Annotated in this window: 12 protein-coding genes; 5 read left to right on the top strand and 7 right to left on the bottom strand. The window is 62.4% G+C overall.

What is annotated here, in order from left to right; all coding sequences use genetic code 11:
- Positions 1 to 51: 51 nt before the first annotated feature.
- From ACQKP4_RS01800 to ACQKP4_RS01825, 6 genes are all read right to left on the bottom strand, one after another.
- Entirely contained in the window at positions 52 to 828 is a 777-nt protein-coding gene (locus ACQKP4_RS01800) for an enoyl-CoA hydratase (RefSeq protein WP_427629845.1), read from the bottom strand.
- Between the two features lie 13 nt (positions 829 to 841).
- Positions 842 to 1,969: an acyl-CoA dehydrogenase gene (locus ACQKP4_RS01805; protein WP_427629846.1), complete on the bottom strand. Its 1,128-nt coding sequence runs from the start codon at positions 1,967 to 1,969 to the stop codon at positions 842 to 844.
- Positions 1,970 to 2,105: 136 nt separating this feature from the next.
- Positions 2,106 to 3,299: an acetyl-CoA C-acyltransferase gene (locus tag ACQKP4_RS01810; RefSeq protein WP_427629848.1), complete on the bottom strand. Its 1,194-nt coding sequence runs from the start codon at positions 3,297 to 3,299 to the stop codon at positions 2,106 to 2,108.
- Between the two features lie 11 nt (positions 3,300 to 3,310).
- Positions 3,311 to 4,072, bottom strand: coding sequence for an SDR family NAD(P)-dependent oxidoreductase (locus tag ACQKP4_RS01815; RefSeq protein ID WP_427629850.1), 762 nt, complete (start codon positions 4,070 to 4,072; stop codon positions 3,311 to 3,313).
- A 16-nt stretch (positions 4,073 to 4,088) separates the two neighbouring features.
- Positions 4,089 to 5,753, bottom strand: coding sequence for an AMP-binding protein (locus ACQKP4_RS01820; RefSeq protein ID WP_427629851.1), 1,665 nt, complete (start codon positions 5,751 to 5,753; stop codon positions 4,089 to 4,091).
- 274 nt (positions 5,754 to 6,027) lie between these two features.
- Positions 6,028 to 7,044, bottom strand: a complete 1,017-nt coding sequence (locus ACQKP4_RS01825; RefSeq protein WP_427629995.1) for an AraC family transcriptional regulator — start codon at positions 7,042 to 7,044, stop codon at positions 6,028 to 6,030.
- Between the two features lie 239 nt (positions 7,045 to 7,283).
- Between ACQKP4_RS01825 and efeU the strand changes: the two genes are divergently transcribed.
- The 5 genes from efeU to ACQKP4_RS01850 all read left to right on the top strand — a co-directional run bounded on the left by efeU (position 7,284) and on the right by ACQKP4_RS01850 (position 12,872).
- Positions 7,284 to 8,123 carry an iron uptake transporter permease EfeU gene (efeU, locus tag ACQKP4_RS01830; RefSeq protein WP_427629853.1) on the top strand — a complete coding sequence of 280 codons (840 nt, stop codon included), beginning with the start codon at positions 7,284 to 7,286 and terminating at the stop codon, positions 8,121 to 8,123.
- An 8-nt stretch (positions 8,124 to 8,131) separates the two neighbouring features.
- Complete coding sequence (efeO, locus tag ACQKP4_RS01835; protein ID WP_427629855.1) at positions 8,132 to 9,331, top strand: iron uptake system protein EfeO; 1,200 nt, start codon at positions 8,132 to 8,134, stop codon at positions 9,329 to 9,331.
- An 18-nt stretch (positions 9,332 to 9,349) separates the two neighbouring features.
- Positions 9,350 to 10,651, top strand: coding sequence for an iron uptake transporter deferrochelatase/peroxidase subunit (efeB, locus tag ACQKP4_RS01840; protein WP_427629857.1), 1,302 nt, complete (start codon positions 9,350 to 9,352; stop codon positions 10,649 to 10,651).
- Positions 10,652 to 10,675: 24 nt separating this feature from the next.
- Positions 10,676 to 11,500, top strand: a complete 825-nt coding sequence (efeO, locus tag ACQKP4_RS01845; RefSeq protein WP_427629859.1) for an iron uptake system protein EfeO — start codon at positions 10,676 to 10,678, stop codon at positions 11,498 to 11,500.
- 202 nt (positions 11,501 to 11,702) lie between these two features.
- Positions 11,703 to 12,872, top strand: coding sequence for an MFS transporter (locus ACQKP4_RS01850; protein ID WP_427629861.1), 1,170 nt, complete (start codon positions 11,703 to 11,705; stop codon positions 12,870 to 12,872).
- 3 nt (positions 12,873 to 12,875) lie between these two features.
- Here the strand turns inward: ACQKP4_RS01850 and pssA are convergent, their stop codons facing one another.
- On the bottom strand, positions 12,876 to 14,219 hold the full coding sequence (gene pssA, locus ACQKP4_RS01855; RefSeq protein WP_427629863.1) for a CDP-diacylglycerol--serine O-phosphatidyltransferase: 1,344 nt from the start codon (positions 14,217 to 14,219) through the stop codon (positions 12,876 to 12,878).
- Between the last annotated feature and the right edge of the window lie 8 nt (positions 14,220 to 14,227).

The raw sequence follows: 14,227 nt of genomic DNA on the forward strand, positions 1-14,227 counted from the left end.
TCGACTGTGGCAGCGGGCTTGCTCGACGAAGGCGTCGGTGAAAACGCTACATCACTTGCCTTGGAACTCAGCCTCACGCTTGGCAATAAACGCCGCCATTCCTTCCTTCTGATCCTGCGTCGCAAACGCTGCATGGAACACCCGGCGCTCAAAGCGCACGCCTTCCGACAGGCTCACTTCAAACGCGCGGTTCACGCTTTCCTTGACCATCATGGCAATCGGCAACGACTTCTTGGCGATCAACGCCGCGACTTTCAACGCTTCGTCCAGCAATTCATCGGCCGGCACGATGCGCGCGACAATGCCGCAGCGTTCCGCTTCCACCGCATCGATCAACCGCCCGCTCAGGCACATCTCCATGGCCTTGGCCTTGCCCACGGCGCGGGTCAGGCGCTGGGTGCCGCCCATGCCCGGCAGCACGCCCAGGTTGATTTCCGGCTGGCCGAACCTGGCGTTGTCGCCGGCCAGGATGAAGTCGCACATCAGCGCCAATTCACAACCGCCGCCGAGGGCGAAACCATTGACCGCCGCGATGATCGGCTTGCGGCGGTTGGCCACGCGGTCGCTGTCGCTGAACAAGTCATCGAGATAGATTTGCGGGTACGTCAGCTCGGCCATTTCCTTGATGTCGGCACCGGCGGCGAAGGCTTTTTTCGAGCCGGTCAGCACGATGCAGCCGATGTTCGAATCGGCTTCCAGGCCATCGAGGGCGTGATTCAGTTCGCTGACGATCTGCGCGTTCAACGCGTTCAGCGCCTGCGGGCGATTGAGGGTGATCAGGCCAACGCGGCCGTGGGTTTCCAGCAGAATTGTTTCGTAGTTGCTCACAAATGACTCCTTCTCAAAGATTGCGTGAAATGACCATGCGCTGGATATCGCTGGTGCCTTCGTAGATCTGGCACACCCGCACGTCGCGGTAGATCCGCTCCAGCGGGAAGTCGTTCAGGTAACCGTAACCGCCGAGGGTTTGCAACGCCGACGAGCAGACCTTTTCAGCCATTTCCGAGGCGAACAGCTTGGCCATCGACGCTTCGACCAACGCGGGTTTGCCGCTGTCACGCAGCGCCGCCGCGTAATGCACCATCTGCCGGGCGACGGCGATTTGCGTGGCCATGTCCGCCAGGCGGAACGCCACTGCCTGATGTTCGATGATCGGTTTGCCAAAACTCTCGCGCTCACGGGCGTAATCGCGGGCCGCTTCAAACGCGGCGCGGGCCATGCCCACCGATTGCGAGGCGATGCCGACACGGCCGCCTTCGAGGTTGGCCAGGGCGATCCGGTAACCTTCGCCCTCCTCGCCCAAACGGTTGGCGACCGGCACTTTCACGTCTTCGAACAGAATCTGGCAGGTGTCGGACGCGTGTTGACCGAGCTTGTCCTCGACCCGCGCCACTGTGTAGCCCGGCGAATCGGTCGGCACGATCAGCGCAGTGATGCCACGCTTGCCGGCGCTTGGATCGGTCACCGCAAACACAATCACCACCCCGGCGTTCTGCCCGGAGGTAATGAACTGTTTGCAGCCGTTGAGCACGTAGTGATCGCCTTCCAGGCGCGCACGGGTTTTCAGGCCGCTGGCGTCGGAACCGGCCTGCGGTTCGGTCAGGGCAAACGCGCCGAGCATCGCGCCGCTGGCCAGCGGCTTGAGGAAGCGTTCTTTCTGCTCGTCAGTGCCGTAGTTGAGGATCGGCACGCAGCCCACCGAATTGTGCACGCTCATGATCGTCGAGCAGGCGCCGTCACCGGCGGCGATCTCTTCCAGGGCCATGGCGTAGGCCAGGTAGCCGGTGTCGCAACCGCCCCACTGCTCCGGCACCAACATGCCGAAAAAGCCCAGCTCGGCCATTTCGCCGATGGCTTCTTTGGGGAAGCGATGCTCGCGGTCCCATTCGGCAGCGAACGGTTTCAGCCGTTCCTGGGCGAATTGGCGAGCGGCTTCGCTGATCTGTAGTTGTTCGTCATTGGGAATCATGGCAAATCCTTAATTCGGTAACGGCGCCAAACCTGTGGTAGCGGGCTTGCTCGCGAAGGGGCCGTATCAGTCAGCATCAATGTTGAAATGACACACCGCATTCGCGAGCAAGCCCGCTCCCACAGGGGGGCGCACTTCAATACAGGCATTCAACGGCCATGGCCGTCGCTTCGCCGCCGCCGATGCAGATGGCGGCAACGCCGCGTTTCAGGCCTTTCTGGCGCAGGGCCGAGAGCAAGGTCACGAGAATCCGCGCGCCGGACGCGCCAATCGGGTGGCCCAGGGCGCACGCGCCGCCGTGAACATTGAGCTTCTCGTGGGGGATTTCCAGTTGGGTCATGGCCACCAGACTGACGACGGCGAACGCTTCGTTGACTTCGACCAGATCGACGTCGTCCAGCGTCCAGCCGGTTTTTTTCATCAGTTTCTTGATCGCGCCGATGGGCGCCACCGGGAACAGCCCCGGGGTGTCGGCAAACGCGGCGTGGCCGTGAATCACCGCCAGCGGTTTCAGGCCTTGTTTCTCGGCGTCGGAACGGCGCATCAGCACCAGCGCCGCCGCGCCGTCGGAAATCGAACTGGAGTTGGCCGCCGTCACCGTGCCGCCTTCGCGGAACGCGGGTTTGAGCGAGGCAATCTTGTCCAGTTTCGCTTTCGGTGGCTGTTCGTCGTGGCTGATCAGCACCTGTTCCTTGCCGACGGTCACGGTCAGCGGCACGATCTCATCCTTGAAACTGCCGTCCTTGATCGCCTGTTGCGCGCGAGTGGTCGAGGCGATGGCAAAGGCGTCCTGCGCTTCGCGGGTAAAGCCGTTGGTTTCGGCACAATCTTCGGCGAAGGTGCCCATCAGGCGCCCCTTGTCGTAGGCGTCTTCGAGGCCGTCGAGGAACATCGAGTCGAGCACCCGGCCATGACCCATGCGGTAACCGCTGCGGGCGCGATCCAGCAGGTAGGGCGCGTTGGACATGCTTTCCATGCCGCCCGCCACCACCACATCGGCGCTGCCGGCCACCAGCATGTCGTGGGCCAGAATCGTCGCTTCCATGCCCGAACCGCACATCTTGTTCAGGGTGGTGCATCGGGTTGATTTATCCAGCCCGGCACCGAGCGCCGCTTGACGCGCCGGCGCCTGTCCGAGCCCGGCGGGCAGGACGCAACCAAACAACACTTCTTCTACGGATTCAGGTGCAATGCCGGCGCGCTCGACCGCCGCACGGATGGCGGCGGCCCCCAGTTGCGGCGCGGTGAGGCTTTTCAGTTCGCCCTGAAAACCACCCATCGGGGTGCGGACGGCGCTGACGATAACGATCGGATCGTGGGCAAGAGTCATGACAAATCTCCTTACTTGGCGGCCATGCGCAAGGCGCCGTCGAGACGGATCACCTCGCCGTTGAGCATGCTGTTTTCAATGATGTGCCGGACCAGCCGGGCATATTCGCCCGGTTTGCCCAGACGCGGCGGGAACGGCACGCCTGCGGCCAGCGAGTCGCGGACTTCCTGGCTCATGCCCGCCATCATCGGCGTTTCAAAAATGCCCGGGGCGATGGTCATCACACGAATGCCGAAACGCGCCAGTTCACGGGCGGCGGGCAAGGTCAGGCTGACAATCGCGCCTTTGGAAGCCGCGTACGCGGCCTGGCCGATCTGGCCGTCATAGGCGGCGGCGGACGCCGTGTTGATGATCACGCCGCGCTCGCCATCGGCATCCGGTGCGGTTTCGGCGATGGCCGCCGAGGCCAGGCGCAGCATGTTGAAGCTGCCGATCAGATTGACGTTGATCACCTGGCTGAAACTGGCCAGTGCGTGCGGGCCGTTTTTGCCGAGGATCTTCTCGCCGCGCACGATGCCGGCGCAATTGACCAGACCGTGCAGGCCACCGAACGCCTTGACCGTGGCCTGCACCGCCGCTTCGGCCGCCGCTTCGTTGCTGATGTCCGCCACCACACTCTGGGCGCCGAGACGTTCGGCCTGCGCCGCCACGGCGTCGGCGTTCATGTCCACCAGCATCACTTTGGCGCCGGCCTCGACCAGCATTTCAGCGGTGGCCGCACCGAGGCCGGAGGCACCGCCGGTGACCAGAAAAACCTTGTTTTCGATCTGCATCATTGTGTCCTTGGATTCAAGCTGAAACGTTCTTCGCCGCCGCCTCTTGAGCCTTGGCGATTTCCTGGTTGCGCAAGATAAAGCGCTGCAATTTGCCACTCGGGGTTTTGGGCAACTCGCTGACAAACTCGATTTCACGCGGGTATGAATGCGCGGCCAGGCGCTTGCGCACGTGTTGGCGCAACTCTTCGGCCAGTTCCGGCGTGGCGCGGTACTGCGCGCCGATCACCACAAAGGCCTTCACCAACTCGGTGCGTTCCGGGTCGGGCTTGCCGACCACCGCCGCCTCGACCACCGCCGGGTGTTCAATCAAGGCGCTTTCAACATCGAACGGGCCGACGCGATAGCCCGAGGTGGTGATCACGTCGTCGCTGCGGCCAACGAAGCTGATGCTGCCATCGGGGTTCCACTCGACCGTGTCGCCACTTAAATAATAGTCGCCGACGAACGCTTTGGTCGGCGCGCCTTCGTAGCCGCCAAACCAGCACATCGGCGACTGGGTGCGGTCAATCGCCAAAATGCCCGGCTGACCGACGCCAAGTTCGTTGCAGTCATCGTCCAGCACCACGATGCGGTGCCCCGGCGAGGCAAAACCGGCGGCGCCCAGGTGGATCGGATGCTCCAGCCCGTGGTGGTTGCACAGCACCATGCCGAGTTCGGTCTGGCCGTAATGGTCGTGGATCACCACGCCGAGGTTGTCGGCAAACCAGCGGATCACTTCCGGGTTCAGCGGTTCGCCGGCGCTGCTGACGATGCGCAGCTTGCCCTTGATCGAGCGGGCGAATTCGTCGCCGCCGGCGATCAACAGCCGATAGGCGGTCGGCGACCCGGTGAGGTTGGTGATTGCGTATTTATTGATGACGCGGCAGGTGCTTTCCAGGGTGAACGGGCCATCGTAGAAGGTGATCGGATGGCCCATCGACATCGGCCCGGTGACGCCAAAGTAGATGCCGTACGCCCAGCCCGGATCGGCCACGTTCCAGAACGCGTCTTCTGGCCGCAGGTCCACGGCGTCGCGGGTGTAGCTCTGGAACGCGACGATGGCCTTGAGCGGCACGGACAAGGCTTTTGACGGGCCGGTGGTGCCCGACGTGAACATCAGCAGGAACGGGTCTTCGCCCGTCAGCATCACCGGTTCGCAGTCGGCGGAATAATGGGCCAGTTCGGCCCAGAAACTGTAATCACCGCGGACGATACCCTGGCCCTTGGGGCCTGCGACCGTGACGATCGCCGGGCAATCGGCGACTTCCGTCAGTTTCGAGCGGTTGACGGCATCGGTCACCACCACCTTGGCGCCCGAGCAATTGAGCCGGTGCTCGATGGCTTTCGGGCCAAATGCAGTGAACAGCGGTTGATACACCGCGCCGATGCGCCAGGTGGCGAACACGGTGATCAATAATTCGATATTGCGTGGCAGCAGGCCGGCGACCTTGTCGCCCTTGCGCACGCCTTGGGCCAGCAGAAAATTGGCAAACCGCGCGGCTTTATCTTGCAAGTCACTGAAGGTGTACGTGGCGCTGGCGCCATCGCGACCTTCCCAGAACAGCGCGATGCGCCCCGGCAAGGCATGCCGGTCGCAACACTCGACGCAAGCGTTGAGCGCTTGCAGCGAGCCGCTGAGTGCGGCGTCGACGGTGTGCTGGTAATTGAACTGTTGCGTGGCAGACAAGTGATCGCGCATGGACAGAATCCCTCTGTATTTTTATTGGGTTGGGGGAACCGTAAAAACCTGGGAAATACTCGCCCTGTGCGGGGAACGGGACAATGGTCAAAGCTTTCAAGTTGTCTGACTGGTTTGGCCAAGGTTCGGGGGATGTGGCGACTGGGCGGGCCTCTTCGCGGGCAAGCCACGCTCCCACAGGGGCCTGCTGTTCACATTGATTACAGACGACACAAAAACTGGGGGAGCGCGGCTTGCCCGCGAAGAGTCCAGCCCAGTCAACACACGCCCCGGATCAGCTCGCCTCGTTCAGGATCAAACTCCGATAATGCCCCGGATTGGAGCCGGACCACTTGCGAAACGCCTTGTAGAACGAGCTCGCATCGGCAAACCCCAAACGCGTGGCGATCTCGGCGAAGCTGATGCTCGGCTCCGCCAGCCAGACGATGGCCAGCTCCTTGCGCACGCTGTCCTTGAGGCCTTGGTAGGTCTGCCCTTCTTCCGCCAGCCGGCGGCGCAAGGTCGAAGCCGACATGCACAGTTGCTGCGCCAGTGGCTCGGTCTCCGGCCACTGTTCGGCGGGCAGTTGTCGCAGATCCTGCTTGATCCGGCTGGCCAGGCTCTCCGGGTCGCGGTACTTGACCAGAATGTTGGCCGGCGCATGGGCCAGAAAACGCTTGAGTTCTTCGGGGCTACGCTTGATCGGCAGGTCGAGGCAATCGGCGGAGAAAATCATCCGTGTGCGCGGCCGGTCGAAACGCAGGTTCTCGGAAAACATCACTTGATAGTCATCGCAGAAGTCTGGCGCCGGGCAGCGCAGTTCGATGGCCAGGATCGGTATCCGTCGCCCCGCCAGCCAACAGGCGACGCCATGGACGATCATCCAGTAGGTGAAATAGGTAAAGGCGCGGCGCGGGTCGTGGTCGTCTTCGAGCAGGACGATTTCGGCCAGGCTCTGCTGGCGCACCAGTTGCGCGGGCAACTGTTCGAGCATCAACGATAAAAAGCTTAGCCCCGACGTCAGCCCGGCGACCAGGCTTGGCTGCGCCATTGCGCAGCGGCAGAAGAACTCCAGGCTACCGGACTTGAGTTTGCGCGCGTCCATGCCGAAGAACTCATCGTCGCCGCGCCGCGCCAGCAGGCGCCACAGCCGTGCATAAGCAGTGGCCGGCACGCGGGCATCGGCCGATTGCAGCAGCGCAGGATCGATGCCGACCTTATGCAACACCTCATCGGTGGCCTGGCCGGGGGCGCAGCTTTGCAGCAGCGCTTCGCGCACCAGTTGCAGGGAGATGGTGTCTTTTTCCGACATCACGCGAGTTGAGCCTTGCTGTTTATTGAGAGCCGGCATCTTAACGCAGCTGATCCCTGTGGGAGCGAGCTTGCTCGCGATGACGGTGTGTCGGGGCAAATCATCCGCTATCGCGAGCACGTTCGGTGATGTTGCGGATTGTTCAGCTTAGGTTCAGCGAAAAATCAAGCAGTAGCGTATGAGAATGAGTGTCATTATGTTACAAATTACCATCCTGTCTAAAGTCGATCCGGTGCTGAATGCTCGTTCCTTTTCTGATCATGCTGCGCGAAGGCATTGAAGCCGCGTTGATCGTTGGCATTATCGCCAGCTACCTCAAGCAAACCGGCCGTGGCCAATGGATGCCCGCCGTGTGGATCGGCGTGTTCCTGGCCGCGGCGTTGGCACTGTTGGTGGGCGGTGGCCTGGAATTGGTCAGCGCCGAGTTCCCGCAGAAACAACAAGAGCTGTTTGAAGGCGTGGTCGGCCTGGTGGCCGTCGGGATTCTCAGCTCGATGGTGTTCTGGATGCGCAAAGTGGCGCGTTCGATCAAACATTCTTTGCACGAGTCCCTCGATCATGCGCTGGCGGGTTCCCGACACCAGGTCACGGCGCTGATCGCCATGGTGTTTTTCGCGGTGGCCCGTGAAGGCCTGGAGACGGTGTTCTTCCTGCTCGCGGTGTTCCAGCAGAGCGAAGGCCCGGCGGCACCGATTGGCGCCCTGCTCGGCCTGATTCTGGCAATCATCGTCGGCTTCCTTATCTACACCGGCAGCATGCGCCTGAACCTCGGGGCGTTTTTCCGCTGGACCGGCTTGTTCATCCTCGTGGTAGCCGCCGGGATTCTTGCCAACTCGGTGCAGGCGCTGCATGAGGCCGGGGTCTGGAACCACTGGCAAACCGTGCTGTTCGACGTCAGCGCGACGCTGCCGATGGATGGCCCGCTGGGCTCGGTGCTGGCCGGCATGTTCGGTTATCAGGACGCGCCGACCGTCAGCACCCTCGGGGCTTACCTGATTTACCTGGTGTTTGCGCTGGTGATGTTTTTTCTCCCGGCGCCGGCCCCCGCCAAACACTCTTCTTCCGTTTCCAGCCAGTAAGGGCACCCATGCCAAATCAAGCCCCTCCTCAGGCCTCGCCTCCCCGCGCCTTGCGCTGGGCGGTGGCCGGTTCGGTGATTGTGATGATCGCCGCCGGCGGCCTGTTCTACTACGCCTCGAAAATGGCCGCGGCCAAGCGCCAGACCAACCATGACGAAGTGGTTGTGACGATTCACCCGCACAGTTGCGAGCCGAACGCGCTGACGGTGCCGGCCGGCCGCGCCAGTTTCCGCATCGTCAACCGCTCGGACCGGGCCGTTGAATGGGAAATCCTCGATGGCGTGCTGGTGCTCGAAGAACGGGAAAACATCGCGCCGGGCCTGAGCCAGGTGATCAACGCCAATCTGGCACCGGGGGATTACGCGATCACTTGCGGTTTGCTGAGCAACCCGCGTGGCACCTTGCACGTCACCCCGACTGCGGCGTCGGACGCCGCCGCCAAGGCCAAACCGTCGATGGTCACCTTCATTGGGCCGTTATCGGAATTTCGCGTGTACTTGAGCAGCCAGGGCAGCGCGCTGATCAAAGCCGTCACCGCGCTGCAACAAGCCATCGAAGCCGGCGACTTGCCCCAGGCGCAAGCCTTGTATGCCCCCGCCCGCGCCGCCTATCAGCGCGTGGCTCCGGCCGCGCAACGGCTGGCCGAACTGGACAACGCGATCAACGCCCGCGCCGACTACTTCGAAAAACGCGAACAGGACCCGGCCTTCGTCGGTTTCCACCGCATCGAATACGCGCTGTTCCAGCAACGCAGCCTCGACGGTCTGGCGCCGATTGCCCAACGCCTCACCAGCGATGTCACCGAACTGAAAAAACAATTGCTCGCCCAATCGCTGCCGCCAGAGCAACTGGTGAGCATTGTCGTGCGCAACCTCAACACCCTCGCCGACGTGCGGGCCAGCAGCGGTGAAGAAGAACGCTACAGCCACACCGACCTGAACGGCTTTGCCGCCAACCTCGACGCCGCGCGCAAAGTCGTCGACCTGTTGCGGCCACTGCTGACCAAGTCTGCCGCTGACCTGCTGCCGACGATTGACAACGCCATGACCGCACTCGACACCGAACTCAACGGGTTGAAGGTCAAGGATGGCTACGCGAGCTACGACACGGTCAGTGCCGAGCAGCGCAAGCAGATTGCCGACAAGGCCAAGGTACTGGCCGACGCACTCGATGGAATCGACCCCGCCCTTGGCCTCTCCGGCCTGTAAGCAGAAGACGACTTTCAGATGAACGATTCAGAACAATTCAACCTCCAGCGTCGCCGGGTCTTGATGGGTATGGGCGCCGCTGGTGTCGCCCTGGCAGGCTCGGCACTGAGCTGCCCGGCGATGGCCGCCGCCAGCCCTGCACAGGTGACCGAAGCACCGAGCAGTGACAAGACCGAAGACCGTCACGACTTTTATGGCCGGCATCAGACCGGCATCGTCACCCCGCGCCCGGCGTCCGGCATGCTGGTGTCGTTTGACGTGCTGGCCAGCGACCGCGAAGACCTGGAACGGCTGTTCCGCACCCTCAACGAACGCATCGCGTTTTTGATGAAGGGCGGCCCGGTGAACCAGGTCGATCCAAAGCTGCCGCCGGTGGATTCGGGGATTCTCGGCCCGGTGGTGACGCCGGACAACCTGACCATCACCGTCTCGGTGGGCGAGTCGCTGTTCGACGAGCGCTTCGGCCTGGCCCCTGCCAAACCCAAACGCCTGATCCGCATGGTCGGTTTCCCCAACGACGCGCTGGAAGCCGATTGCTGCCATGGCGACCTGAGCCTGCAGTTCTGCGCCAACACCACCGACACCAACATCCACGCGTTGCGCGACATCGTGAAAAACCTGCCGGACCTGCTGCTGGTGCGTTGGAAGCAAGAAGGCAGCGTGCCGCCGCAAGCGCCGGCCAAACCCGGTGTGCCGGCGCAGAGCGCGCGCAACTTTCTCGGTTTTCGCGACGGCTCGGCCAACCCGGATTCCAACGACGCCAAGGCCATGGACACACTGGTCTGGGTCCAGCCGCACAGCGATGAACCGGCGTGGGCAGCGAACGGCAGCTATCAAGCGGTGCGGATCATCCGCAACTTCGTTGAACGCTGGGACCGCACGCCATTGCAGGAACAGGAAAGCATCCTCGGCCGCATCAAAACCACCGGCGCGCCAATGGGCGGCAGCCATGAAACCGAGGTCCCGGACTACACCAAGGACCCGGAAGGCAAGCTGACCAAGCTCGACGCGCACATCCGCCTGGCCAATCCGCGCACCGCCGCGAGCCAGGCGAATCTGATCCTGCGTCGGCCGTTCAACTACTCCAACGGCGTGAACAAAAACGGCCAGCTGGAAATGGGCCTGCTGTTTATCTGTTACCAGGCGGACCTGGAAAAAGGCTTCATCACCGTTCAAACCCGCCTCAACGGCGAACCGCTCGAGGAATACCTCAAGCCGGTCGGCGGCGGGTACTTCTTCACCCTGCCGGGTGTTACGGGCGACAAAGATTTCATCGGTCGCTCGCTGCTTGATGCCACGCAACCCACAACAAACGCATAAACAACCCTCACACGGAACCGTCCCATGAAAAAGTCGCCACTCGCGTTATTGCTGACCCTAGGCTTGCTCAACACCCCGCTTTCGGCTTTCGCAGCGACAGCGCCGATGGATTTGGTGGGGCCGGTTTCGGACTACAAGATTTACGTCACCGAGCAGCTGGACGAACTGGCCAGCCACACCCAGCAGTTCACCGATGCGGTGAAAAAAGGTGACCTGGCCACCGCGCAAAAGCTCTACGCACCGACCCGCGTCTACTACGAGTCGATTGAGCCGATTGCCGAGCTGTTCAGTGACCTCGACGCGTCCATCGACTCCCGTGTCGATGACCACGAAAAAGGCGTGAAAGCCGAAGACTTCACCGGTTTCCACCGCCTCGAATACTCGCTGTTCTCGGAAAAAAGCACCGAGGGCCTGGGCGAGCTCGCTGACAAACTGAGCAGCGACGTCAAAGACCTGCAAACCCGCGTCGCCGGCCTGACCTTCCCGCCTGAAAAAGTCGTCGGTGGCGCTGCCGCGCTGCTGGAAGAAGTCGCGGCCACCAAGATTTCCGGTGAAGAAGACCGCTACAGCCACACCGACCTCTATGACTTCCAGGGCAACATCGACGGCGCGAAGAAGATCGTCGATCTGTTCCGTCCGCAGATCGCGAAGCAAGACGCGGCGTTCATCGCCAAAGTCGACAAGAACTTCGCTGCGGTGAACACCATCCTCGCCAAGTACAAAACCAAGGACGGCGGTTTCGAAACTTACGACAAAGTGAACGAGAAAGACCGCAAGGCGCTGGTCGGGCCGGTGAATACCCTGGCTGAAGACCTGTCGACGCTGCGTGCAAAATTGGGCTTGAACTGATTTTTGTAGTGTCTTGACCGGCCCCTTCGCGAGCAAGCCCGCTCCCACAAAGGCTCTCACCAACGCTGAGGACCAATGTGGGAGCGAGCTTGCTCCGGGCGACGTTCCGACGATGCTTTTACCCCAGTCAAATATTCGTCTTTGTTTGCACACGCTGCGCTAACCTCCTGCGCAAACAAAAATGCTCACGGACGATTCGCCGATGACCACCCCCGCCTTCAACCTGCGCCCCTTGATGGTGGCCAACATCGCCTGTTCCATGTCGATGATGGCGTTCGTCTCGCTGATTGGCCCGATTGCCCGTGTCCTGGGTCTCGCGACCTGGCAGGCCGGTGCGGCCGTCACGGGGTCCGGGTTGATCTGGATGCTGCTCGCCCGTTCGTGGGGCCGGGCGAGTGACCGGTATGGCCGGCGGCGCATTCTGCTGATCGCCATTGGCGGCTTCACCCTCGCCTACTGGTCCTTGTGCCTGTTCATCGACGCCTCGCTTCGGTTTTTGCCGTCAGCGTTGCTGGGCTTTATCGGATTGTTGATCGGTCGCGGCTTGATCGTCGTGTTCTACGCGGCGATTCCGGTGGGTGGCAACGCGTTGATCGCCGACAACATCGAACCGCAACACCGGGCCCGAGCCATGGCCGCGCTGGGTGCGGCCAACGCCTGTGGGCTGGTGATCGGCCCGGCCATTGCGGCATTGCTATCGCGCTTTAGCTTGAGCTTGCCGCTCTACGCCATGGCAATCTTGCCGCTGCTGGCGTTTCTGGTGCTGCGTTTCAAACTTCAGCGGCAGGAGCTGCACCTGCGCCAGGCGCCGCGCAAGGTGCGTGTGAGTGACCCGCGACTGCGCCGGCCGATGGCGGTCGCGTTTGTGGCGATGCTGTGTGTCTCGATTGCGCAAATCACCGTGGGTTTCTTTGCCCTCGACCGCCTCGGCATGAGCCCGGCCGACGCCGCGCAAACAGCCGGCATTGCCTTGACCATGGTCGGTTTCGCGCTGATCGGTTCGCAATTGGTGGTGCGGCGGCTCGAATGGCCGCCGCTGCGCTTGATTCGCGCCGGCGCACTGGTAGCGTCCTCGGGTTTTGCCGGCAGCATCATGGTCGATACGGCGTGGGGATTGTGGCTGTGCTTTTTTGTGTCGGCGGGCGGGATGGGGTTGATCTTCCCGTCCTTCGCCGCGCTGGCCGCCAACGCGGTCGAGGCCTCGGAGCAAGGCGCCACCGCCGGTTCGATCGGTGCCGCGCAGGGTTCCGGCGTGGTGATCGGGCCGCTGGCGGCGACCCTCATCTACGACGTCGAACCGCGCCTGCCTTATCTGGTAGCGGCGGCGCTGTTGCTGCTGGTGGCGCTGTGGCCCAAGCCACGTCGGGCCTGAGCCTCAGAGCATCCGATAGAGCAAGCGCTCGATCCGCACCCGACTGACGCGCTTGAGGAACTTGGCCACTGCTGCCGGATAGTCCAGCAGGGTTTCCAGGTCCTGATAGCGGGCGATACGCGTGGTGTGCTGGAAAATCTCGCCGAGTTCCTTATTGCGTGGCTCCAGCAGTTCGCCTTTCGGGTCATCGATCAGCAGCGCGTTTTCCAGATCCAGACGAAACGCGCGCGGGTTGAGGTTATTGCCCGTCAGCAAGGTGTAGCGCTTGTCGACCCACATGCCTTTGAGGTGATAGGTGTTGTCGCCTTCCTTCCACAAATGCAGGTTCAACTTGCCGCTGTCGATGCTGTGCTGATGGCGTTTGGCGAAGCGCCGCAGGCTGATCTCGTACAGGTACGGCAGCGCGGCAATCACCTTGAACGGCTCGCTCGGCGGGATGTAGAAGTCGTTGGCGGTCTTGTCGCCGACCACGATGTCGATCTTCACGCCACGGCCCAAGGCCCGGTTGATCTCGCGGGTCACCGCCAGCGGCAGGTTGAAATACGGCGTACAGATGGTCAGCTGATGCTGGGCGCTGGCGATCAACTCGCAAATCACCCGGCTCAACGGGTTGTTCTTGCCGACACCGAGCAACGGGCTCACCGACAAGCCGCCCTTCTCCGTGCTGCCTGCCGTGGTGTCGTACGCCGCGTGTTTGAGGCGGCTGCGCAAATCGCCGATGTCGTTGCGCAGGCTGCGGGTGGTCGGCAGGTTCGGCAGGTCGAGGCGATGCACCGCTTTGGAAGCGATCAACCCATGCTGAATCAAATGCTGCATGGAATCGGCCAGCGCGTGGTTTTGCAGCAGGTGATAACGGTCGTAGCGGTATTTGTCGAATTTGTGCAGGTAGACGTTGTTCAGGCTCGCGCCGCTGTAGATCACGCAGTCGTCGATCACAAAGCCCTTCAAATGCAGCACGCCGAACAGCTCGCGGGTTTGCACCGGCACGCCGTACACCGGCACTTCGCTGGCGTGGGTGCGCGTTGCTTCCTGATACCAGGCCGAGTTGCCCGGCTGCTTGCCGGCGCCGATCAAACCGCGCTGGGCGCGCAGCCAGTCCACCACCACGACCACGTCCAGTTGCGGACGCGCCAGTTTGGCGGCGTGCAAGGCATCGAGAATTTCCTGACCGGCCTCGTCCTGTTGCAGGTACAGCGCGACGATATAGATACGCCGGGTCGCACTGGCGATTTTTTCCAGCAGGCAACGACGGTATTCGGCGGCGCCGGAGAGGATGGTGACGGCATCGGCGGTCAGCGGAAAACTGCGCAGTTTAGGCAGCAGAGAGCGTTTGAAAAGCGACGGCATAGGGCTCG

Origin of the sequence: Pseudomonas sp. NPDC086278 (genome assembly GCF_050280905.1) — a bacterium.
Classification (GTDB): domain Bacteria; phylum Pseudomonadota; class Gammaproteobacteria; order Pseudomonadales; family Pseudomonadaceae; genus Aquipseudomonas.